Origin of the sequence: Escherichia sp. E1V33 (assembly GCF_004211955.1) — a bacterium.
GTDB lineage: Bacteria > Pseudomonadota > Gammaproteobacteria > Enterobacterales > Enterobacteriaceae > Escherichia.
The window spans coordinates 25,979-44,238 of the sequence record NZ_RHJI01000033.1; the positions used below are offsets into that span (position 1 = coordinate 25,979).

An 18,260-nucleotide genomic window follows, 5' to 3' on the forward strand; every position below is an offset into this window, starting at 1 on the left:
TATTGGCAAAAGGCGTGCCAATAATTTTTATGTGAATAATCAATAGATTGAAAAATAGGCGGAAATGGCGTTTCCGGTCTGGCGGAAAAAAGCCTGCCGCAGAAAGCACAACACCGCCCGCAGGCGGTGTTGTTCGTAGGCCGGATAAGGCGTTTACGCCGCATCCGGCAATCGGTGCATAATGCCTGATGCGACGCTGACGCGTCTTATCATGCCTACGCAAATCCGCCATTACTGCAGCAGGCTGGAAACCATGCTGGACATGCTGTTGGACTGTTTCAGCATGGTGATGCCGGTCTGCATCAGCACCTGCTGTTTAGTCATGTTGGACGCTTCCGTCGCGTAGTCGGTATCCATAATGTTACCGATAGCAACTTCGGTGTTGTCCTGCATGCTGGTCAGGTTGTTGGCAGTGTCGTTCAGACGGTTAATAGACGCACCCAGCTTGGACTGGATCTGCGACACGTCATCCATCGCGGTAGAAATGCTGGTGATCATCTGGTTAGCCGAGCCAGACGCAGTCAGCTCAGTACCGCCAGACACGCCTGCAGTACCCGTGGTGTCTGCCTGATCCGCACTAAAGGAGTTACTGATAGCAGAAAGATCGGTCACCAGGGTGTTCAGTTGGCTTGAAATGTTCACGGTCATGGTGTCGGAAGATTCCGCGCCCACCTGGAACGTCACCGCGCTCTGGAACAGACCGTCAGTACCGGTGTTGCTGGTACCGGAAACACCGAACAGGTTGGTACCGCCGTAAGTGGTGTTTTGCAGCATGTCAGACATCTGCTGACCCAGTTCGTCGTATTCGTCCTGCATCGCCTGCAGATCGTCGTCGCTGTAGGTGCCGTTCGCTGCCTGAGTTGACAGGTCTTTCATACGGCCCAGCACGTCAGACATTTCGTCGAACATGCTGTCAGCGGTTTGCAGCATCGCGGTGGCATCATTGATGTTGCTCAGCGCAACACCCATACCGCTGGACTGTGCAGTCAGACGGTTAGCAATTTGTTTGCCCGCTGCGTCATCGGCAGAAGAGTTAATCCGGTTACCTGTCGCCAGGCGTTCCATAGATGTAGACAGAGAAGAGCTGCTTTTGCTGATTGCATTAACGGCGGCCATTGAGGCGTTATTGGTGTTAATAGATAACATGATACTGCTCCTTGGGATTAATCGTTTTCATTTCGATACCCTGTAAAAACGACACATCGGGAGCAAACTTAAAATCGCTATGAAAAAATTTTCGATACGTATTATCTGATGCCACTTTTAGCTAAAAAAAGCAGAGTTTAAATTCAGATAAAAAGATTATTAGCAATATCTGCCACATGGCCAGGTATCAAAATATGTCTTTATCAAGCTCTTGATATAGTTAAGGTTGTCATCAATTAACGCGTTTTTTTCTCAATGTACTGATGCTAAAATTTACATTGCGTTGCAAATAGTACACATTTGGCTATTGTACCTGTCCTGTCATTTCGTTACATTTCCACGCCATATAGTGATTAAGAATAATCCTATTACCATAAAATATTAATTATCACGCAGAAAAATCATCTTCTCAGGGACGTATAAGACTGTGCTTTATGCAAAGCACTATCAGGAACATTTATCCCTTGCTAAGGTAAACTCAACTATGAGTATTATTATCAACAACTGGCGGATGGACCCGTCGCTTAATGCCTTAATACATTGCGAAACGGGTGAAACACGTCGTCTCGGCGAATACCATTTTATTTTGCTGGAAACATTAGCAAAAAATGCCGATGTAGTTTTATCGCGATCTTATTTATGTGCCGAAGTATGGAAGAACCGCATTGTCGGCGGTAACAGCCTGCCGACGGCGATCCATGCGTTGCGCGTTGCTATCGACGATGATGGCAAACAACAGAACATTATTAAAACCATCCCGAAGAAAGGTTACTTATGCAATAAAGAGTATGTGTCTTTGCCGGAGTCATCGCCTGCGGAAGCGCTGATTATTACCGGCCAGATACAGGGAACTGTGCCAGAAGAGATATCTTCGACAACACCGCCTGTGCCTGTTAGAAAAAAACATAAAGGAATAATGGGGTTAGCGTTAGCCGCGGCTGTTATATTTATTGGCTCGACCGTGGGGTATTCACACTTGAAAAGTACACCTGACGCCCCGCAGCTGGTAAAAGAGTCAATTAACAGTCCAAGAATAAAAATATTTCATCTTAGTTCTGGAAAAGAAAATAATTCCGCACCGTTACTGTCACAAACCCTCGCACCAGGGAAAGACAAACTCGATAATTTATTGTCAGCGCATAATATGACAATGACAACATATTATAAATATGTTCGTAACCGACTGGAAAGTGATATTGTTCTGCGTAACCAGTGCAATGGTAGCTGGCAATTAACCTTTAATGTGGATAGCTGGCAGAATAGCGATATTAATAGCGCGATGTATCAGAATTTAGAGAAGTTGTTAAATACTGTGCAGAAATGCTGATGAGCGCTAATAAATGCCGGATGCGACGCTAAACGCGTCTTATCCGGCCTGCCGATAATTACCCCAATAAATTCCTCACCGTCTGGCTGGATATTCGCGCCTGACCGTTCACCGCCTGCAATAAAACCTGATAGTTATGATTGGCGCTATCCAGCACGCCGCCAAGGTTTTCCGATGCCTGCACCGCATTTTCCGTTTGCGGGAAGCGGGACATGCCGTCGATCAACTGGCGGGCTTTTTCCTGCTGCACCGCCATCTGCGCGCGCTGCTGATTAATGTTTTCCAGCATTTGAGAAATCCCCGCCCCGCCCTGTTGCAGGCTTTGCGCTAAGCGGTCCGCCTGTGACGGCTCGGCAAAGGTTTTCAGCGGCATAAATGCTGATTTATCGCCATCGGTGCGCGCGCTTAAGGTGCGCTCGATGTCAGGCCACTGTTTTTCAGTGGTGGAGAAACTGATTCCGTCCGCTTGCTGATGTACCTGCACGCCCACGCGGCGCAGAGCATTGGTCAGCCGCGTCTGATACTGTCCGGCGTTGTCATCCTCAGACAGCATCACCGCCGAAAGCTGAGTCTGCCGCCCGTCAAAAACGCTGAACATACGCGTTCCCGGCGTGGGGTTGTGTACGAGATTCGCCAGATCCGGCGAGTGAAAAGTCACCCGCGCTTCGCCCTGCAACACCGGCTGTAACTGGCGGTCCACCGCGCCGCCGGAAAGCGCGGTGCGTTTGTCCAGCATCTGCATCAGCGCCGTACTCTGCGCCTGCCCGCCCTTGCGCTGGCTGTGACGATAATCGAGCAACTGGTGCTCCAGTTGCCCGAGATAGTGTTCCGCCTGCTGTAACGTGGTGAGCTGGTCGTTAAGCTGTACACTGTAACGCTGCGGGCGAGTGGTAATCAGCGGCGAGGCCGGATATTCACTCGCCGTCGCCGGGAGTTTTTGCCGCACCGCCTGAGTGGGCGCAACGGTTGACGACGATACCGCAGCGCTATGCGCGCCGCCGGTGGCGAGTGACGAAGAAGTAAGTCCGACCTGCATACTGTTCCTGAAAAGGTTAAATCACACTAAAAAGATTCAACTCACTCACCTTCGAGTAAGTCTTGAGGGTCGCTTCCATTGCCACTTCCAGTCCGGTAAAGGTGATTGACGCCGGGCCGTAATCGAGATCCTGGAGTGAACCAATCAGCTCATCATTAGAGGTGGAGATATCGGTCTGTGCATCGCTCAGCATCGACATGGTGTTCTGCGTCTCGCCGAGTGACGCAATCGAGGCGTTGAGGTCGTCCGAGGCGGTGTCCACCACATCAACGGCGTTCTGAATATCGCTCTGCACCTGCGGATCTGCCGGAGCGACGTCCGGGTTTTGCAGCTCCTGCGACAGGGAATTCAGTGTGTTGAGCACATCTAAATTGCTGCCGAAGAAATCGCTCGCCGCCACGTTGGTATCCACTTCCACGCCGTTCGACACGGTGGTCTGGCGGTGATCGCTGTTGCCCTGATAGCTGTAGCTGTCGGTCACGCCGTCGCCGTCATCGTCCACTGCCACAATCGGCGGCTCATCGTTGATAGTACCGCCAAACACGTAGTGCCCGTCTTCGTCCTGATAGTTCAGCGCCGCGACCATCGATTCGGTGAGCGACTCAATATCCTGCCCGAGGCTTGCGAGCGAATCGGCGGTATTGGTGCCATTCGCCGCTTCCAACAGATCGTCGCGCACCGCCAGCAGGCTATTGTTGACGCCATCGAGGATCGATTCCTGCTGGCTTAAGCCCGCCGACGCGGAGTCGATATTGCTCTGATACTGCTCAATCGCCGACTGCTGACGGTTCAACTGGGTGATGCGCGTGGCGGCGATCGGGTCATCCGACGGCTGCAAAATTTCCTTGCCGGTTGCCATCTGCTCGACCACATGCGCCAGATCGCCGGAGAGATTATTAAAACTTTGCGTCATCGAGACGTAGGTTTGTTGGGTGGTTACTCGCATTTTCGCGCTCCCGCTTAGCTGCACATTTCCAGCACCGAATCGAAAATATCGGCCCCGGCGGAAATGACTTTCAGATTGGCTTCATAAATTTGTTGATAGGTGATCAGGTTCACCGCTTCTTCGTCCATGCTGACGCCGCTGACGCTGCTTTGCTGGTTTTGCGCTTCGGAATAAACATTGGACGCGGCATCGACTTCCGTCTGGTTTTGCTGACTGTAAATGCCGATATTGCTGATGATTGACGAGCACGCCTGCCCAACCGTCACGCTGCCAAGATTGTCGATCTCCAGCGGTTCGGTGGAGATATTGATCAGTGCCTGGAGATTGTCGCTGTTACCGCTTTCGTCCGGCGAACTGGAGAACGCCAGCTCATCGGCGGTGATATCCGGATTCACGGTCAGCGGGCCATCGGCATTGCTGGCGTCATAGATAAACAGCGGCTCGCCGGGATTACCGTTGAGATCGTAGCCCTGCGCCAGCTGGTTGTTGACTGCATCGGCGAACTGCGACGCCATGCTGTTGATGGTGTCGGTCAGCGGCGTCAGTACATCGTTTTGATAATCAAACAGTGCGCCTAATGAACCGCCGGTGTCGGTGGTCATCGTCGAGGTGGTTCCGGCGAAGGTCAGCGACATGGTCGGCGTACCGTCGGCGTTGGTTTCCAGCGCGATGGTCGAGCTTTGCTGCCCGCTCACCAGCGGCTGACCGTTTTTCAGGGTAACGTTGTAGTTGCCCTGGTCGTCGATATTGACCTGCACATCCATCATCCCGCTCAGTTCTTCTACCATCTGGTCGCGGGCGTCGTACAGCGCGGAGGCGTTATCACCGTTGGCCTCGGCCTGGGCGATTTGCTGGTTATAGCTGGCGATGCCGCTGGTAAGCGTATTGATTTGCGACACCATCGCCTGCTGCTGGCTGATGATTTCCGTACTTTGCGAGTCGATGTAATCCAGCGTGTTGTCGATACGCAACGACAGCGCCCCGGCTTCACTGATCACCTGCTCGCGCAGGGCGGAATCATCGGGGCTGGTGGTCGCTTCGTTGAGGGCGGCGAAGAAGTTATCGAAGCCGCCGCTCAGGCTGCTGTTATCGTCGCTCAATACCGCTTCCAATTGCGTGAGATACCCCTGCTGGGTGCTGTAATAGCCGTAATCGCTGGCGGCATACCACACCTGATTCACCTGATACTGGTTAGAGACGCGGCGAATGCTGTCGACCTGCACGCCGTTACCAGCGCTGTTCGGCGAACCGCCGCTGGCACCGATGGTGCTGATCTCCGCCACCTGACGGGTATAGCCCGTGGTCATGGCGTTGGCGGTGTTTTGCGCCGTGACGTTCAGCTCCACCTGCGCCGTTGATGCGCCGCTGTAGCCGATGTTAATCATGTCCATGTTGGATCCTTACCGGTAAATCGTGCCGGTTAAAAGCGGCGTGAAGATGGGGATTCTTAAGTTCCGTAAACCGGGTGCCGAACGCCGGATGCGGCGTGGACGCCTTATCCGGCCTACATACGGGCACCTCGTAGGCCTGATAAGACGCGACAGCGTCGCATCAGGCACCAAACGTCGGAGCCTCATTTATGCTTCGGCGACAACTGCTTCACAATCATCGCCGCAATCCCAATCCCGTGCTGTTGCGCCAGGGTGTTACACAACTCATCGTCATAAAACCCCTGCATCATGCGCACCGAATCGCTGTTAAACGGGTTATCTTTCGAATCAAACAACTCGTTGGTTTTGCGCATTTCTTTCAGCATGTTGCGTAAAAAAATCGCCTCAAACTGCTCCGCGGCCTGCTTAATATCATTGGCCTGAACCTTCGGCCCCATTAACGCATCGCTGCCGTCAATCCCGCCGCTGCCGTTCACTTTCATCAGATCACCTCCAGGTCGGCATCCAGCGCGCCTGCTTCATGCAGCGCCTGCAAAATCGACATAATGTCGTCCGGCGTTGCGCCTAAACTGTTCAGCGCATTCACCAGCGTTTTCAGGCTGCTCGACTCCGGCAAACTCACCACGCCCGGGCGCGCATGATTCACCGCGATATTGCTCTGCGGCGTTACCGCCGTGCGCCCGCCCGCAAAGGCATTCGGCTGGCTGACGTTGCTGGTTTCGTTAATCGAGACGGTCAAACTGCCGTGCGACACCGCCGCCGCGTGCAGCGCAACGCCATCGCCCATCACCACCGTACCGGTACGCGAGTTAAACACCACACGGGCGCGGATTTTCTCCGCCTGCACCTGCACATCGTCCAGTTGCGACATAAACGCCACCCGCGCGCCGGGGCTGGTGGGCGCACGCACGGTAACGTTGGTGGAACTCTGTGCGGTGGCAATGCCGCCAAACGAAGCGTTAATTGCCGCCGCAATGTTGTTAGCGTCTTTAAACGACGGGCGTTTCAGGTTGAGGGTGATGGTGTCGCCCATCTGAAAATCGCTGGGGATCTCGCGCTCCACCGTCGCGCCGTTAGGAATTAACCCGGCGGTTGGCGTATTAACCGTCACGCTGGAACCGCTGGCCCCGGTGGCGTTCATCCCGCCCACCACCACGCTGCCCTGCGCCAGGGCATAAACCTCGCCATCCGCGCCGTGCAACTGCGTCAGCAACAAAGTGCCGCCACGAATACTTTTGGCATCGCCAATCGACGAAACGGTGACATCAATGGTCTGCCCGCGCGAGTACATTGGCGGCAATGTGGCACTCACCGCCACCGCTGCGACGTTTTTCACCTTCGGGTCGATTTTATTCGGCAACTGCACGCCAAACTGGCGCAGCATATTGGTGATGGTCTGGTTGGTGAATTTGACCTGGTTTTTATCGCCGGTGCCGTCGAGGCCGACCACCAGGCTGTAGCCGACCAGTTGGTTTTCGCGCACACCCTGTACGTTGACCAGCGACTCCAGCGATTGCGCCAGCGCCACGCCGGGCAGCGCCAGGCTCACGGCGATAACTGCGGCCTTTATCCAGTTTTGCATTGCACTCTCCGGCATTAAATCGGGAACAGAGGATGGTTAAACAGCCGCGTCAGCCAGCCTGCGGCGTTGGCGTCGCTTAACGCGCCGCGTCCGGCATAGGAGATGCGGGCATCGGCGATCCGCTGGGAGGAAACCGAGTTGTCGTTCTGGATGTCGTCGGCGCGTACCAGGCCGCTTAAGCGGATGTACTCATCGCCCTGGTTGAGGGTGAGCCATTTTTCGCCGCGAATTTCCAGGATGCCGTTGGGCTGCACCGCGTGGACGGAAACGGTGATCTCCCCGCGCAGGCTGTTCTGCTGCTGGGAAGTGGCGCTGCCGTCAAAGTCGCGGTTAGCGTCGATGGAGCCGGAAAGCTTATCTTTGGTGTGTCCAAAAATGGTCGGCGCGCCGATATCGACGGTGTTGTTTTTACCGAAGTTGGTTTTCGCCTGTTTGCTCGACTGGGTGGATTCTTCGAGGATCACCGTCAGGATATCGCCCACGCGGTAAGCCCGCCGATCGGCGGTTAGCGACCAGTTGTAGCCGGTTTCAAACACGCCCCCGGCACGCCCGTCTGCCGGAGGCGGCGCTTCGGTTTTCGGTGGCGCAAAGTATGCGTCGTCTTTTTTGACCAGAATGGCCTGCGATTCACACCCGCTAAGGAGTGGAAGCAGCGCCACCAGCCAGAGATAATTTTTCACATTCTGCCTGTTTAGTGTTGCAGGCCACGGGAGTGGCCGGTTGTTTGGTGGGTGTGGAGCTGTTTATTCCCCCTCACCCTAGCCCTCTCCCCAGAGGGGCGAGGGGACTGACCTGTGCGCGTTGTTACAATGTGCGCCGCTTTTCCCCCTCTCCCTTCCAGGGAGAGGGCCGGGGTGAGGGTTACAGACCGCACGCAGCCCTACACCCTTACAACGTCTGACTGATGTACTGCAGCATATCGTCCGCCGCCGACACCATTTTGGCGTTCATCTCGTACGCGCGTTGCACCGTAATCATCGCCACCATTTCGTTGACGATATCCACGTTCGAGCCTTCCAGTGCGTTGTCCTGCAAAGTGCCAAGCCCATCTTCGCCCGGCACACCTTCTGTCGGCTGACCGCTGGCGGTGGTTTCCAGATAGAGGTTGTCACCCTCGGCGGAAAGCCCCGCCGGGTTAGCGAAGTTAACCAGCGTCAGTTGCCCTAACTCGGTCACGTCGCTGTCGCCAGGTAAGATCGCCGTCACCGTGCCGTCCTCACCAAAAGCAACATTAGTCGCCCCCGCCGGAACGTCGATCTCCGGCTGTAAAGGCAAGCCCTGCGAGTTGGTCAGTACGCCGTCAGCGTTCACCTGCAAATTACCATCGCGTGTATAAGCGATATCGCCGTTAGCCTTTTGCACCTGCAAAAATCCCTGCCCCATAATGGCGACATTCATCGCGTTGTCGGTGGTTTCGACATTGCCTTCGGTGAAGGTTTTCTGGGTGCCGACAATGCGCACGCCGCTACCGAATTGCAGCCCGGTCGGCATGATGTTGTTCTGGTCAAGCATCGCGCCCGGCGCTTCCTGGGTCTGGTAGAACAGATCCTGAAACATCACCCGGTCGCGCTTGAAGCCGGTGGTGTTAACGTTGGCGATATTGTTGGCAATCGCGCTCATTTCAGCATCCTGCGCCGAGAGGCCGGTTTTGCTGATCCATAATGCTGCGTTCATGGTGTTAGATTCCGTGTTATTTTTAGGCCGCGGTTGCCGGATGCGGCGTAAACGCCTTATCCGGCCTACGATTTGGGCACAGGCTTGTAGGCCTGATAAGACGCAAAGCGTCGCATCAGGCGCCACCGCATAACTGCCGGATGCGGCGTGAACGCCTTATCCGGCCTACGATGTGCGGTTACGAGCCGCGCAATAAGCGGTTGCCCGCGTCGCTGATATCTTCGGCGGTTTTCATCATCTTGATCTGCGCTTCAAACTGGCGGTTCATGGCGATGGACGACATCATCTCGCTTACCGCCGAGACGTTGCTGCCTTCGAGAAAACCGCCGCTGACTTTGATGTTTTCATCGCGCTGGGCCGGAATGCCGTCGCCAGTCACCAGCATCCCTTCAGGATTTTTCGCCAGGTTAGCGACCGGGATATCCACCAGCTTCAGGCGGTCGATATCCATCGTCGCGGTCACGTCGCCGTCATCGGGCGTCACCGACAGCGTGCCGTCGCTGCCAAACGAAGCAATGGCGTTCGGCGGCAGAATGATCGGCCCGTTATCCCCCAGCACCAGATTGCCGTCGATGGTCAGTTGCCCCTGGTCGTCCTGCTGAATGTTGCCGTTGCGGGTATAAACTTCGTTACCGTGTTTATCCTGCACCGCAATGTAACCCGCGCCCTGAATCGCCACGTCCAGCGGGCGTTCGGTTTTCTCCGCCACGCCAGTGCTGTCGTTCACGCCGCTGGCCCCTTCCTGCGCCATATAACGCGTGTCGAAGCCGATGCCTTTCACCTTGTCGTTGGTCGCCATCGCCATATCGGCGCGAAAACCGTTGGTGTTGACGTTCGCCAGGTTGTTGGCGCTGATCTGCTGCTCGTACAGGGTCTGAGAAGCACCGCTCAGGGCGGTATAAATCAAACGGTCCATTACATTGCCTGGAACAGCGCGTCATCGAGCTGCGTGCTGGTAGCGATAACTTTGGTATTGGCCTGATAGTTACGCTGGGCGGTCATCAGGTTGACCAGTTCGCTGGTGATATCGACGTTAGAGCTTTCGAGCACGCCCGATGAGAGCGTACCGCAGGTGCCGGAGCCGGGAACGCCAATCAGCGGGGTGCCGGATTCGCCCGTTTGTACCCACGCAGTGCCACTCACCGCTTCGAGACCGTTTTCATTCGGGAAGGTCGCCAGCACCACCTGCCCCTGCAACATGCGCTCGCCGTTGCTGTAGGTGGCGTAAACTTTGCCATCGTTATCAACCTGCACGCCGTTTTGCGTTGCGGAAGCGTAGCCGTTGGCAGCGTTGGTGGTGACCGAGAAGTCCGAGCCGTATTGCGTACAGGTGGTGTAATCGACGGTTAAGTCGATGGGTGCGGCGGCGTCGGTCTGAAATTCAATGGTCTGCGGTGTGGTTGGCGAAGTCAGCTTCCCGGTGTTCGGGTCGAAGGTTAAGGTGGTCGCCGGAACGCCGGTCTGCTGCTGACCGTCGAAGGTGTACTGAACTTCCCAGGTGTTGTCGCTGGTTTTGGTGAAGTACTGGCATATCGAGTGTTCGTTACCCAATGAGTCATACACCGTGGTGGTGTAGCTGTCGGTATACGAGCTGCTGTTGGTTGGATCGAACGGCACGGTTGTACGGTCGATAGCCGCATCGCTGGCATCGAAGTTGGCAGTAAAGGTCAGGCTGCTGCTGGCCTGCGCCGGGATATTGCCGGTTTTGATCTGGATATCAGTCACCGTACCGGTTTGCAGGGTGCCCGTGTCATCGACCGGATAACCTTGTAAATAGTCGCCCGAGGCGTTGACGATATAGCCGTTTTTGTCGGTTTCAAACGATCCGGCGCGGGTATAAGAAATGTTGCCCGCGCTGTCGCAGGTAACAAAAAAGCCGTCGTCATTAATCGCCAGATCCAGCGCGTTGCCGGTGGATACCAGCGAACCGCCGCGCGAAATACTTTGCGCGGTGCCCGCCACGCTGACGCCCATCGCCTGGCTTCCGGCATACATGGCTGAAAACTGGGTGGTCATCGACTTATAGCCTACCGTTCCGGCGTTGGCGATGTTGTTACTGATCCCGTCGAGCTGTTCGTTAACGGCATTCAGCCCCGTTGCGGCAATTTCATAACTCATTGTTTCGTCCTGTTAATTCAAATTTTGACAGCGTGCCCGTTGTTTTGCCGGATGCGGCGTGAACGCCTTATCCGGCCTACAAAACCATGCAGTTTCATGTAGGCCTGATAAGCGAAGCGCATCAGGCAATTTGGCACCGGACATCACGCCACATCACTGTCGGCATCGGGTACGCCAAACTGGCTAATCATGGTGAACGGCACTTCGCCTACACCAGCAACGTTGAGCACCGGAGAGCTGCCGTCGAGCGGAATGCGCACATCTTCAACTTCGCCGGAGACTTCAATCGGCACCTCTTCTTCCCCGGTATTAGTGACCACCGAGACGTCGTAATCGCCCGGCGGGATGCCGTAATCGGCGGGATTCACCGAGAAATCGACCTGGCCTGGCCCGACGGACGAACTGCCTTCCGGGATCAGCGACACCGTATAGTCATCGCCTGCGGCATCGGTAAAGTGGAGATCGGCGGTAGTACAGGCGTCGTCCAGCGTAGCGCGACCGTTAATGGTCTGGTCGCTCACCTGCAAGGCGGTGGTCTGCACCATAATGTCGTCGCCCACCAGGTTGCCGAGCGCCATTACCTGAATGTTGCTCATCAGCACCGCGTTGGTGTTGGCCTGCACGCTCATCTCTTCCATCATCGCCACCTGCGCCATCGACGAAAGCTGGTCGATATATTCGGTGGCGTCGGTCGGGTCGGTCGGGTCCTGGTTTTGGATCTCGGCGACAAACAGCGTCAGAAAGGTATCGACGGGCGACGAATCCGTTGATGACGTGCTGGTATCCGACGTGTCATCCACCGAGCTGTTTTGCGCCACCGCGCTACTTCCCACCGACGAAGAGTGCGGCTGTTGCTGCGCATTAAGCGCCAGGGTATTCATCAGGCTTCTCCCAGTTTCAGCAGGCTTTGCTGCATACTTTTCACGTTGTTGAGCACATCGACGTTGGTTTCGAAATCGCGCGAAGCCGACATCATGTCCGCCATCTGTTCCACCACGTTGACGTCGGGATACCAGACATCCCCGTTGGCATCGGCGAGCGGCGAATGCGGTTCATAGCGTTTCACCGCCCCGCCGGTTTGCAGCACGTCCTGCACCTGCACGCTGGCGCCGTCGATCGCATGACGATGCGCTCCCGCCAGCAGGCTGTTGTGATACACCGCCGCAAACACCGGGCTGCGCGCTTTATACGCCTGCGCCTCGCTACCGGCAGGCGCCTCGGCGTTCGCCAGGTTACTGGCGACGGTATTCAGACGTAGCGTTTGCGCCGTCATCGCCGAGCCGGAAATCTGATAGATATCAGTAAAAGACATGCTTATTTCCCTTCAATGGCCTCTCTGATGCCGCTGATTTGCAGATTCAGAAAGGTCAGACTGCTTTGATAATCCATACTATTTTGTGAAAACCGCGCCTGTTCGCTGTTCAGTTCCACGGTGTTGCCATCCTCGGACGGCTGCATCGGCACGCGGTACTGGACATCCACCGCCGCGTTATTTGCCCGTTGCATCTCCCTGGCAAAATCAATATCTTTAGCCTTGAAATTTGGCGTATCGACGTTCGCCAGATTCGCAGTCAGTAGCTCGGTCCTCTCAAGACGTAACTTCACTGCCTGCGGATGCACTCCCAATGCCTTTTGAAAACTGATCCCCATTTCCTGCGTCACTCCTGCTTCAATCCGCATACGCTAGGCAATTACCGTGCCATTTTTTAAGTGACTGATGAGAAAGGGTTTATGAGTTTTCAATTTTGCAGGCGGAAGTTTTATTTCCTCCTGGCGCTGGCCTTACCGGGCTACGCCGCCGTCCACCCCGTGCAACACAGCGCGCGGGAACAAGTCAACGCCCAGGTGCTGAATGCCGCGAGCCAGGAAATTGAATCGCTGGCGCAACAGCGGCAGTGGCATGACTATCGCTACACCTTTAAGGTCTACATTCCCTCGCAGATTGCGACCGCCGCGCCCTGTGCTACGGCACCCGGCGTCACGCTCACTTCGCCTGCGGAAATCGCCCTCAACCGGATGAACTTCACCGTCAGTTGCCCGCAAAGCTGGCAGATGAACGTGGCGGTGCGCCCGGATGTACTGGTGCCGGTGGTGATGACAAAGTCACTGGTTGCCCGCGATACGCCGCTCACGGCAAATGATGTGGAGTTGAAGCCCTACAACATCAGCGCCCAGCGCCGCGATGTGTTGATGGAGCTCGATGACGCGATTGGTTTAAGCAGTAAGCACGCGCTGCAACCGGGCAGGCCGCTCAACAAAGAAGAGCTGGTTTCGCCAGTGCTGGTCGAGCGCGATCAGCCGGTGATGATTGTTTACCAGAGCGCGGGGATCACCGCCTCGATGCCCGGCGTGGCGCTGAAAAATGGTCGCAAAGGCGAGATGGTGAAAGTGCGCAATGCCAGCAGCCAGCGGGTCATCAGCGCGATGGTGGCCGAAAGCGGCGTGGTGACGACGGTAAACGCGGAGTAATTTGCGCAGGCGATTAAAGTTTTGCCGCCTGTTAACCGCTTTACCGGAGTAACCCCCCCAAATACCGAGACGAGGTTGCGATGAAAATCACCCCGACTATGCCAGGCAATCGCCCGACAGCCACGACGGCAGGCTCCAGCCAGCCGCGCAAAACCACGGCGACCACCACCACGACGCTGAGCGCCGACGACATTACTCAGGCGGGATTGCAGTCCGCCCAGCAAACGCTGAACGACCAGCAAGAGAGCGATATCGACAGCGACAAAGTGGCGCAAATGCAGGCGATGCTGGCCTCCGGCAGCCTGCAAGTGGACACCGAACAGTTAGCCAGCGACATGCTGAGTTTTTTCCAGAACTAAGAGGCCGATGAAGTGAGTATCCGGTTACAACAGGTGAAGGCGTTGTTGCAGGGAATTCGTGACGACGACGCGCTGTACGATTCCCTGCGCGAACTTCTCCAGCGCCAGCGGATCTGCATGATTCGCCGCGCGAGCGAAGAGTTGCTGGCGATAAACGATGAGATAACGCATCACTATGAGCAGTTACATGGGCATAGCCATCAGCGACACAGCCTGCTGAAAATGCTCAATGTCAGTGTTAATCGTGACGGTCTGGCGCAGGTTTTTGCCTGGCTTCCGGCGGTACAAAAAGCGGCGGCACAACAGTTGTGGCAACGCCTTGAGCAAAAAGCGGAACGCTGTAAAGCCTACAACGATAAAAACGGCGAGCTGTTGATTCGCCAGTATGAATTTATCCAGTCTTTTTTAGGCGGCGAAGCGGATTTTTTATATCAGGAATAACGACAATACCTTCCCCTATAGCGGGAACGGATTTTCCGCCCGATTTCCAATCCATTGTTTTTGAATAACAAAATTCCCGGCATGCTTATTGCACATCCCGCACAGCATTAAAGACTGGAAGCCACCTATGAGTTTTATTGAATGTTACGAACCGGAATACGTGCGCAAATTTTTAGCGCGTCACCCCGGTTCGCCTTTATACGTCCGCAAGGTGTGGAAAAACGAGATCCGCCTGAGCCTGTCATTGATCGATATTGCCAGCTGCGAAGCGGTGCTCAACGATGCCAGGGCCTTTGATTTACAGCTCACCTACCGCCCTGTGGAAGATGATGCCGCAGAGCTCTCCGCGCGCGATGCGATAGTAAACCAGATAATTTTGAGCACCCTTACGCTCCCCGATTTAACCCCGGAGCTTTCCCTGTATGCCGTCGGGATTTTGCTCTCCCGCGCCAGCAAAATGCCGGGCAGAGACGGAGACATCCTGGCCCGCTTGACGACGCTGCCACAGGCGCTGGCCGATCATGCGAAAAAAGGTACGCTACAGGCACAGTACGCCCAGCTACCGCCTGTGCCACAGCTGGCGCGCCAACTGGTGACGCTGCTCGGGAATTTTGCGTTTGACTGGTCGATTCTGCCGGAAAGCCCGCGCAAAGCCTCGCTGCCGTTGCAGGTTACCTTGCTGACGCTACATGACGCCAACAGCGAAGCCCTGTTGCAGCAGCAGCTTCAGACGCAGTGGCAAACCACCTGGCAACAGCATTTTGCCACCGCGCCCTGGATGATGCGTAACTGGCTGATTTACCGCGTTTACCACGATGTAATTGGGCAGACTGACGGTGCAGATTATTGCCCGCTGGTGTGCGATTTTTATCTCATCCGCACGTTAATCAGCTTGTGGACGCTGGATGATTCTCCGCTGCGGCAGGAGGATATTTTCGCCCTCTTTGCGATGTTTGAACGCTGGCGGAACAGTGAAAATGCGCAGCTGATTCGCCAGCAGATCCAGTCGTTATGTGCCGCAGAGCCGCTGCTGTCAGCTTTTTCGCTGCTGACGTGAAGAGGCACCGTGCGCGCTTTGCCCCTCACCCTAACCCTCTCCCCAAAGGGGCGAGGGGACCGATCGAGCACGGTGTTAAAATCTGCGCTGGTTTTCTCCCTCTCCCTGTGGGAGAGGGTCGGGGTGAGGGCATCAGCGCGCACATTCATCACATTCACCCCTTAACTCACCCAAACACCATGCCAACACCAACCATCATCAAAACACTCGCTACCCACCGCGAAAAACCCTTTGTCAGCGTCGTCACGCCAACCTGGAACCGTGCCGCATTCCTGCCGTACCTGCTCTACATGTACCGCTATCAGGACTACCCGGCAGACCGCCGCGAACTGGTCATCCTCGACGACTCCCCGCAAAGCCATCAACACATCATCGACCGCCTGACCTATGGCACGCCGGAAGCCTTCAACATCCGCTACATCCATCACCCGGAAAAACTGCCGCTGGGCAAAAAACGTAACATGCTCAACGAACTGGCGCGCGGCGAATACATCCTCTGTATGGATGACGACGACTACTACCCGGCAGATAAAATCTCCTGGACCATTGCCATGATGCAAAAACATCGGGCGCTCATCTCCGGCTCCGACCAGATCCCCATCTGGTACAGCCATATCAACCGTATCTTTCAAAGCCGCAGCTTTGGCCCGCATAACATCCTCAACGGCACCTTTTGCTATCACCGTAACTACCTGAAAAAGCACCGTTACGACGACGATTGCAATTTAGGCGAGGAGAAAAGTTTCACCGACAATTTCAGCGTTAACCCACTACAACTGCCCGGCGAGCGCACGATTCTGTGTATCTCGCACAGCCACAACACTTTTGATAAAGACTTTATTCTCGGGGCCAGCACGCCAGTAAACGCGGCGCTTACGGATACCGTCAGCGATCCGCTGCTGCGCAATGCTTATCTGAGTCTGCATAACGCCACTCATCACCAGGCGATCAACCATCAGGCGATCGTTCAGATCGTTCTGCTGAATCTGGATAAACGCCCGGATCGCTTACAGCAGATCCGTGAAGAACTGGCACTGCTGCATATTCCGTCCGAGAAGATCACCCGTCTTGCCGCCTTTGAAGATGAAAACGGTCAACGGGGCCGCCGCCTGTCGCACTTACAGGCGCTGCGCCTGGCGCAACAACATGGCTGGCAAAACTATCTGCTGCTGGAAGATGACGCGGTTATTCTCAAGCAGGAGAAACATATTCAGGTGCTGAACACGCTGCTGGCGAGCCTGGCGAAAATTCCCTGGCAGGTGATGATCCTTGGCGGCGAAATTTCGCAGGGAACGATGCTAAAAAGTTTGCCGGGGCTGGTACACGCGCGGGACTGCCGCAAAGTGTGCGCTTATCTGGTGAACAGCCGCTACTACCCGCAGCTGGCACAGCAGATGAACAACGATGAGCACTCGCTGGAAGCCTGCTGGCAGCCGCTGCTGCGCACCGACAAATGGCTGGCCTGTTACCCGAGTCTTAGTTATCAGCGACCGGGCTTTAGCGATATCGAGAAAAAAGTGACCGACAATATTAGTCACTATTTCAATAAGTTACCCGTAGCCACAAAGCCATCCGCGCTACCCATTGCCGACACCATCGGCTTTTTTATGGAAACCTCCTTCCACTACGCGCTCTACCGCCCAATCATCACCGCCCTGGAGGCGCAGGGGCAGAGCTGCACGCTGGTGATCAACGACCGCGTGTTTAAACCGTTTCTTGACGAAATGCTGGAGACGCTAAAAAGCATCGACGATCCGCAGCTTAAAGGAATGCGCTTATCTGAAATGCAGGCTCATGGTCAGCGGTTGAAATGCCTGGTCAGCCCCTACCACACGCCCGCGCTCAATGGCCTGGCAACGGTAAACATCCGCGCCATGTACGGCTTAGCCAAAGAGACGTGGAACCACGCCGACTGGAACCGTTTTTATCAGCGCATTTTGTGTTACAGCCACTACAGCCAGCAGGCGCTGGAACATTTCGGCAGCGCAAAAGTGGTCGGCAACCCGCGCTTCGACGCCTGGCATAACGGCACGTTTGATCGCGCGTTGCCGGGAAATATCGAACTGGATGACCGTAAACCTACGGTGCTCTACGCCCCAACGTTTGGCGCACTAAGCTCCCTGCCCCACTGGGCAGAAAAATTGGGCCGCTTAAGCGGTGATGTGAACCTGATTTGCAAACTGCACCACGGCACCTGCTCACGCCCGGAAGAAGCCGCATCGCTGGCCCTGGCGCGCAGGCACTTAAAACAGCGCACCGACTCAGCGCAACATACTCTGGCGCTGCTGGAAAAGGCCGATTACGTGCTCACCGATAACAGTGGCTTTATTTTCGATGCTATTCACATTGATAAGCGGGTGATCCTGCTCGACTTTCCTGGCATGGCAACGTTGCTCGACGGTGAGAAAAGCTACTCCACGCCCGAAAGCGCCGACCAGCGAATCCGCGAAATATTGCCGGTGGCTCATGACATGGCAGAGCTGCGTTACTTGTTGTCAGAGGCGTTTGACTGGGTCGCGGTGCAGGCGAAGCTTACGGAGATTCGTCATCACTATTGCGATGCGTTTATGGATGGCAAAGCGGGAGAACGGGCGGCACAGGTGATTGTGGAGGCGTTTGGGTAAACCGCGCAAGTGCCTGATGCGCTTCGCTTATCAGGCCTACGGGTCGATCACGTCCTGTAGGCCGGATAAGGCGTTTACGCCGCATCAGGA

The 18,260-nt window shown here is 55.5% G+C and carries 19 protein-coding genes; 6 read left to right on the top strand and 13 right to left on the bottom strand.

Features of this window, described 5'->3' with window-relative positions; translation table 11 throughout:
• Positions 1–231: 231 nt before the first annotated feature.
• Positions 232–1,146, bottom strand: a complete 915-nt coding sequence (lafA, locus tag D9742_RS21840; protein WP_000949083.1) for a lateral flagellin LafA — start codon at positions 1,144–1,146, stop codon at positions 232–234.
• A gap of 484 nt (positions 1,147–1,630) precedes the next feature.
• Here lafA and D9742_RS21845 point away from each other — a divergent pair, with 484 nt between their 5' ends.
• Entirely contained in the window at positions 1,631–2,473 is an 843-nt protein-coding gene (locus D9742_RS21845; RefSeq protein WP_130238223.1) for a winged helix-turn-helix domain-containing protein, read from the top strand.
• A 58-nt stretch (positions 2,474–2,531) separates the two neighbouring features.
• Here D9742_RS21845 and D9742_RS21850 read toward each other — a convergent pair whose 3' ends face one another.
• The 12 genes from D9742_RS21850 to D9742_RS21905 form a co-directional block, all read right to left on the bottom strand.
• Positions 2,532–3,509 (bottom strand): flagellar hook-associated protein, encoded by a 978-nt coding sequence (locus D9742_RS21850; protein WP_130238224.1) that lies wholly within the window; start codon positions 3,507–3,509, stop codon positions 2,532–2,534.
• Positions 3,510–3,525: 16 nt separating this feature from the next.
• Positions 3,526–4,455: a flagellar hook-associated protein FlgL gene (flgL, locus tag D9742_RS21855; protein WP_130238225.1), complete on the bottom strand. Its 930-nt coding sequence runs from the start codon at positions 4,453–4,455 to the stop codon at positions 3,526–3,528.
• 14 nt (positions 4,456–4,469) lie between these two features.
• Positions 4,470–5,846: a flagellar hook-associated protein FlgK gene (gene flgK, locus D9742_RS21860; protein ID WP_130238226.1), complete on the bottom strand. Its 1,377-nt coding sequence runs from the start codon at positions 5,844–5,846 to the stop codon at positions 4,470–4,472.
• A gap of 182 nt (positions 5,847–6,028) precedes the next feature.
• Positions 6,029–6,328: a rod-binding protein gene (locus tag D9742_RS21865; RefSeq protein ID WP_000867281.1), complete on the bottom strand. Its 300-nt coding sequence runs from the start codon at positions 6,326–6,328 to the stop codon at positions 6,029–6,031.
• Positions 6,328–7,428 carry a flagellar basal body P-ring protein FlgI gene (locus D9742_RS21870; protein ID WP_001181888.1) on the bottom strand — a complete coding sequence of 367 codons (1,101 nt, stop codon included), beginning with the start codon at positions 7,426–7,428 and terminating at the stop codon, positions 6,328–6,330. Before D9742_RS21870 ends, D9742_RS21865 begins: the two co-directional genes overlap by 1 nt.
• Before the next feature lie 14 nt (positions 7,429–7,442).
• A complete protein-coding gene (gene flgH, locus D9742_RS21875; protein WP_000800864.1) occupies positions 7,443–8,108 on the bottom strand; it encodes a flagellar basal body L-ring protein FlgH in 666 nt (221 codons plus the stop codon).
• A 208-nt stretch (positions 8,109–8,316) separates the two neighbouring features.
• Entirely contained in the window at positions 8,317–9,102 is a 786-nt protein-coding gene (flgG, locus tag D9742_RS21880) for a flagellar basal-body rod protein FlgG (protein ID WP_130238227.1), read from the bottom strand.
• A gap of 178 nt (positions 9,103–9,280) precedes the next feature.
• Complete coding sequence (locus D9742_RS21885) at positions 9,281–10,018, bottom strand: flagellar basal body rod protein FlgF (RefSeq protein WP_130238228.1); 738 nt, start codon at positions 10,016–10,018, stop codon at positions 9,281–9,283.
• On the bottom strand, positions 10,018–11,220 hold the full coding sequence (gene flgE / locus D9742_RS21890) for a flagellar hook protein FlgE (RefSeq protein ID WP_130238229.1): 1,203 nt from the start codon (positions 11,218–11,220) through the stop codon (positions 10,018–10,020). The genes D9742_RS21885 and flgE overlap by 1 nt, the downstream gene beginning before the upstream one ends.
• A 143-nt stretch (positions 11,221–11,363) precedes the next feature.
• The gene (locus D9742_RS21895) at positions 11,364–12,101 is read right to left on the bottom strand and encodes a flagellar hook capping FlgD N-terminal domain-containing protein (RefSeq protein WP_130238230.1); all 738 of its coding nucleotides are present in this window, start codon (positions 12,099–12,101) and stop codon (positions 11,364–11,366) included.
• The gene (gene flgC / locus D9742_RS21900; protein WP_130238231.1) at positions 12,101–12,532 is read right to left on the bottom strand and encodes a flagellar basal body rod protein FlgC; all 432 of its coding nucleotides are present in this window, start codon (positions 12,530–12,532) and stop codon (positions 12,101–12,103) included. The genes D9742_RS21895 and flgC overlap by 1 nt, the downstream gene beginning before the upstream one ends.
• 2 nt (positions 12,533–12,534) lie before the next feature.
• Positions 12,535–12,870: a flagellar basal body protein gene (locus D9742_RS21905; protein WP_130238232.1), complete on the bottom strand. Its 336-nt coding sequence runs from the start codon at positions 12,868–12,870 to the stop codon at positions 12,535–12,537.
• 81 nt (positions 12,871–12,951) lie between these two features.
• Between D9742_RS21905 and flgA the strand changes: the two genes are divergently transcribed.
• From flgA to D9742_RS21930, 5 genes are all read left to right on the top strand, one after another.
• Positions 12,952–13,689, top strand: a complete 738-nt coding sequence (gene flgA / locus D9742_RS21910; protein ID WP_130238233.1) for a flagellar basal body P-ring formation chaperone FlgA — start codon at positions 12,952–12,954, stop codon at positions 13,687–13,689.
• A gap of 80 nt (positions 13,690–13,769) precedes the next feature.
• Entirely contained in the window at positions 13,770–14,048 is a 279-nt protein-coding gene (gene flgM / locus D9742_RS21915; protein WP_000705401.1) for a flagellar biosynthesis anti-sigma factor FlgM, read from the top strand.
• Positions 14,049–14,060: 12 nt separating this feature from the next.
• Positions 14,061–14,489: a flagellar protein FlgN gene (locus D9742_RS21920; protein WP_130238234.1), complete on the top strand. Its 429-nt coding sequence runs from the start codon at positions 14,061–14,063 to the stop codon at positions 14,487–14,489.
• A 127-nt stretch (positions 14,490–14,616) separates the two neighbouring features.
• Positions 14,617–15,546 (top strand): lysine-N-methylase, encoded by a 930-nt coding sequence (locus D9742_RS21925; RefSeq protein WP_130238235.1) that lies wholly within the window; start codon positions 14,617–14,619, stop codon positions 15,544–15,546.
• Between the two features lie 179 nt (positions 15,547–15,725).
• Positions 15,726–18,170, top strand: coding sequence for a glycosyltransferase (locus D9742_RS21930; RefSeq protein WP_130238236.1), 2,445 nt, complete (start codon positions 15,726–15,728; stop codon positions 18,168–18,170).
• Positions 18,171–18,260: the final 90 nt, after the last annotated feature.

Coding starts and splice junctions, on each gene's coding strand:
- D9742_RS21850 (WP_130238224.1), bottom strand. CDS start 3,509: ATGCAGGTCGGACTTACTTCTTCGTCACTCGCCACCGGCGGCGCGCAT.
- flgM (WP_000705401.1), top strand. CDS start 13,770: ATGAAAATCACCCCGACTATGCCAGGCAATCGCCCGACAGCCACGACG.
- D9742_RS21845 (WP_130238223.1), top strand. CDS start 1,631: ATGAGTATTATTATCAACAACTGGCGGATGGACCCGTCGCTTAATGCC.
- D9742_RS21865 (WP_000867281.1), bottom strand. CDS start 6,328: ATGAAAGTGAACGGCAGCGGCGGGATTGACGGCAGCGATGCGTTAATG.
- flgA (WP_130238233.1), top strand. CDS start 12,952: ATGAGTTTTCAATTTTGCAGGCGGAAGTTTTATTTCCTCCTGGCGCTG.
- lafA (WP_000949083.1), bottom strand. CDS start 1,146: ATGTTATCTATTAACACCAATAACGCCTCAATGGCCGCCGTTAATGCA.
- D9742_RS21930 (WP_130238236.1), top strand. CDS start 15,726: ATGCCAACACCAACCATCATCAAAACACTCGCTACCCACCGCGAAAAA.
- D9742_RS21925 (WP_130238235.1), top strand. CDS start 14,617: ATGAGTTTTATTGAATGTTACGAACCGGAATACGTGCGCAAATTTTTA.
- flgE (WP_130238229.1), bottom strand. CDS start 11,220: ATGAGTTATGAAATTGCCGCAACGGGGCTGAATGCCGTTAACGAACAG.
- flgL (WP_130238225.1), bottom strand. CDS start 4,455: ATGCGAGTAACCACCCAACAAACCTACGTCTCGATGACGCAAAGTTTT.
- flgG (WP_130238227.1), bottom strand. CDS start 9,102: ATGAACGCAGCATTATGGATCAGCAAAACCGGCCTCTCGGCGCAGGAT.
- flgK (WP_130238226.1), bottom strand. CDS start 5,846: ATGGACATGATTAACATCGGCTACAGCGGCGCATCAACGGCGCAGGTG.
- D9742_RS21885 (WP_130238228.1), bottom strand. CDS start 10,018: ATGGACCGTTTGATTTATACCGCCCTGAGCGGTGCTTCTCAGACCCTG.
- D9742_RS21895 (WP_130238230.1), bottom strand. CDS start 12,101: ATGAATACCCTGGCGCTTAATGCGCAGCAACAGCCGCACTCTTCGTCG.
- D9742_RS21905 (WP_130238232.1), bottom strand. CDS start 12,870: ATGGGGATCAGTTTTCAAAAGGCATTGGGAGTGCATCCGCAGGCAGTG.
- D9742_RS21870 (WP_001181888.1), bottom strand. CDS start 7,428: ATGCAAAACTGGATAAAGGCCGCAGTTATCGCCGTGAGCCTGGCGCTG.
- flgC (WP_130238231.1), bottom strand. CDS start 12,532: ATGTCTTTTACTGATATCTATCAGATTTCCGGCTCGGCGATGACGGCG.